Annotated in this window: 3 protein-coding genes and 1 pseudogene; 2 read left to right on the plus strand and 2 right to left on the minus strand. The window is 69.7% G+C overall.

Annotated elements, in window-relative coordinates:
- Positions 1-1,271 (minus strand): hypothetical protein (locus tag FNH04_RS43215; RefSeq protein WP_152791708.1); only part of this gene is annotated, 1,271 nt, incomplete at its 3' end.
- A gap of 304 nt (positions 1,272-1,575) precedes the next feature.
- Complete coding sequence (locus FNH04_RS43220) at positions 1,576-2,490, minus strand: RNA polymerase sigma factor SigF (RefSeq protein WP_194237009.1); 915 nt, start codon at positions 2,488-2,490, stop codon at positions 1,576-1,578.
- A gap of 235 nt (positions 2,491-2,725) precedes the next feature.
- Here FNH04_RS43220 and FNH04_RS43225 point away from each other — a divergent pair, with 235 nt between their 5' ends.
- Both FNH04_RS43225 and FNH04_RS48365 read left to right on the plus strand, forming a co-directional pair.
- On the plus strand, positions 2,726-3,100 hold the full coding sequence (locus FNH04_RS43225; RefSeq protein ID WP_152791710.1) for an STAS domain-containing protein: 375 nt from the start codon (positions 2,726-2,728) through the stop codon (positions 3,098-3,100).
- A gap of 329 nt (positions 3,101-3,429) precedes the next feature.
- Positions 3,430-3,533 (plus strand): annotated as a pseudogene (locus FNH04_RS48365) (ATP-binding protein); the annotation flags it as partial.

Below are 3,533 nucleotides of genomic sequence, written 5' to 3' on the forward strand. Positions count from 1 at the left end.
CTCGTGGCCGTGGGGCTCGGGGACTTGGAAGGGCTCGAAGTCCGTTCCGGTCCAGGGGACTTGCCGGTGCCGGACGGCGAGGCGGACGGGCGTGCCGAGGCCGTGGCCGGGGCCGTCGCCACCGGCGGACGGTCCGGCGTGTGCGCGGCGGCTGCCGGCGCCGGCTCCGAGCCGCCCGAGGCCAGCAGATACAGCAGCGGCACCGCCGCCACGGCGAGTGCCGCGGCGACGAGGGCGAGGCGGCGGGACGGCCGCCACCGGGCGTCGGTCACCGTGGCGGTACCGCCACGGGACCGGGTCTCGGCCGAGCCGCCCATGACGTACGCCGTGCCGCGCCACGCCAGCAGCCCCTCCGCCAGCGCCGTGCGGGGCGTGTCGCGCAGGGCGGCCAGTTCCCGGTACCCGCCCGCGCAGTGACCGCAGTGCGCCATGTGGTCCTGGAGATCGGTGCTGTGCCGGGGGTTCTCCGGGTGTGCCGCCTCCTCGATGAGGCGCCGGAAGTCCTGGCAGGACGGGTTGGCCGAACGGGCCAGGAGCGCGGTGAGGACGGAGTGGCGCAGGGCCTGGAACGCGGGTTCGGACTCGTAGGTGACGTCCTCGCGCGTACAGCCCAGGAACAGGGCGGTCCGCTCCTCGGGCTCCTGCTCCACCAGGCCGTACCAGACCAGGCCCTGGACCCGGGCGGGAAGTGACTGGAAGGCCGCCAGCAGCCGTGGCCCGGTGGCGGGGTCCGTCTCGCCGAAGTGCGCGGTCAGGCCCGGCGCGAGGCGGTCGGCGCGCTCGTCCGCGGCCCAGGAGGCGGCCACCCGGCCCGTCAGGATCAGCAGATGGTGCCGCCACGGGCCGCTGGGGTCGAGCCCCCGCACCGTCTCGCCGACCGCCATCGTGAAGGTCTGCGCGGTGAGCTGACGGGCGGCCGGTTCGTCGGCCGTGCAGAGGCGGGCGTACCGGAGGACCGCGCGGCGGTGACGGGTGCGGAGTTCGGCCAGCGCGGACTGCGCGGCCGAGGTGTCCCCGCGGAGGAGGTCGGTGAGGCGCGCGTCGGGTGCGGTGGCATGGACGCCGTGCTCGTCGTCGCCGCCGCTGTCGCTGCTGTCGGCGCAGTTGTCGCCGTCGCCATCGCCGTCGTCGCCGCTGTCGTCGTTGTCCGGCTGGTCCTCCGCGCCGTCTCCCGCGCCCTCGCCCGCGCCCTCCCGCAGGCCTTCTACGTCGTTCCCCGCCTCGTCGCCCGGCTCGGCGTGGCCGTCGCCGTCGTGCTGGTCCCGCGCCATCCCCCTGCCTCCTCGCACCCCGTGCGTTCCCGCCGCGCTGCCGTCCGGTCGGTCATACAGCCGTACCGGCGAGTATTGGAGGCTCATAGTGGTGGAAGGAGGCCAGTGGGGAAAGAGGTGTCCTGGAGTAACCCTGTGAGCTCGTTGTCGCTCGCGTCACAAACGCGCAGCACAACCGCAGAGCCCAACCCGCCTACGACGAACGCCCGGTGACCGACCGAAGCCGGAAGACCAGGCGTTCGCACAGCACAGTCGAGGACCGGTTGCCCCCTCCTACCCCCGGGCCCCTGTCACTCGACTCCTGCTACTCCTCGACCGTCAGTCCCTTCCGCAGCCGCACCAGCGTCCGGGACAGCAGCCGGGACACGTGCATCTGGGAGATACCGAGTTCGTCGCCGATCTCGGACTGCGTCATGTTGGCGACGAAGCGCAGCGAGAGGATCTTCCGGTCACGCGGCGGGAGTTCGGCGATCAGGGGCTTCAACGACTCGACGTACTCGATGCCTTCGATGCCGTGGTCCTCGTAGCCGATACGGTCCGCCAGCGCGCCCTCGGAGTCGTCCTCCTCCGGCTGCGCGTCGAGCGACGACGCTGTGTACGCGTTCGACGCGGCCATACCTTCGACGACCTCGTCGTTGGAGAGGCCCAGACGCTCCGCCAGCTCTCCCACCGTCGGAGCGCGATCGAGCTTCTGGGCGAGTTCGTCGCCGGCCTTCGCCAGGTCGAGACGGAGCTCCTGGAGCCTGCGCGGGACGCGCACCGACCAGCTCGTGTCGCGGAAGAAACGCTTGATCTCGCCGACGATGGTCGGCATCGCGAAGGTGGGGAACTCGACGCCTCGGCTGAGCTCGAAGCGGTCGATCGCCTTGATCAGGCCAATCGTGCCGACCTGGATGATGTCTTCCATCGGCTCGCTGCGGGAGCGGAACCGTGAGGCGGCGAACTTCACCAGGGCGAGGTTCAGTTCGACCAGCGTGTTGCGCACGTACGAGTACTCGTGGGTGCCTTCCTCGAGGGACTCCAGCCGCTCGAAGAGTGTCTTCGACAGGGCCCGTGCGTCCACCGGCCCCACTTCGTCGTACGGGGGTATCTCGGGGAGGCCCTCGAGTCCGTCGGTGGGATCGTGGGCGGGCTCGTCCCGGGTGTCTTCCGGAGGGAGTGTCGACGTCGCCCTCTGGGTATGCGATGCGTCGAGCCGGGGTGACATGATGTCCTCCATCGTTCTCGGCATATGGCCGCCGATGCCAATACCTGCACTGCGGTGTGCGGCGCCTCCAAAGCCGGCCGTGTTGTTGGGTGTCTCTACTAGCCCTACCCGCTTTCCGGAGCTTGCCGCAAGTGCGTTCCGCGGTGAATTGTCCTTTTACTGGGGATTGTTCGGGTGTTGGAGCGGGTGGGGAAGGCGTAATGTTCGATGGCGAGTCACAAGCCACGACGGTCGGGAGAGAGACGGCATGGACCGCGGGACGCTCGGCAGCGCACAGTCGGGCCGGCTTCTTGTCGAGGTGCGGGAAGAAGGCGCCAGCGCCGTGGTGACGCCTGCGGGTGAGCTGGACCATCACACCGCCGATGTGTTGCGTGAACCACTCGACGAATGCCTGGACAAGGGATTCACTCGACTGGTTCTGGACTGCTCGCGCCTGGAGTTCTGCGACTCCACCGGGCTCAACGTCCTGCTGGGCGCACGCCTGAGGGCCGAGGCGGCGGGTGGCGGGGTTCATCTCGCGGGGATGCAGCCGGTGGTGGCCAGGGTGTTCGAGATCACGGGGGCGGATGCCGTCTTCACCGTCCACGAGACGCTCGACGCCGCACTGTCCGACCAGGTCTGACTGGTTCTGGTCGGCCCTGACTGGCTCCGGCCGGCTATGACCGGTTCCATTGGTTCCACTGGTTCCATCGGCCCCGCCCCGAACGGACGGCACTCGGTGGCCGACTCGATCGCCCCTGTGTGACCGGTGCGTTACTCCCGTCACATGTTCCGTGTCGAATAAGTGGGTGTTCGGACGGTTCGGTCGGGCAGAAGACATCCTGAATATGTCGGCAGCCAAAACGGCTGACAGCCACAACGGCGGGTGCGCCGCGGAGATCAGGGGAGATCTCCGGATCCATGTACTGAGTCTTGAATCGTGAACTGGTGAATCGGTGAGGTGAAGCGCTGATGAGCACCACCCGGCCTTGCTCGCCGGGCGACCGCGGCCCGGAACCGGGGGCCGGTGGCGCTTCCGGGGCGTCCGGAGGGGGCACGCCCGCAGAAGCTGCGAT

Source organism: Streptomyces phyllanthi (assembly GCF_009377205.1).
Classification (GTDB): domain Bacteria; phylum Actinomycetota; class Actinomycetes; order Streptomycetales; family Streptomycetaceae; genus Streptomyces; species Streptomyces phyllanthi.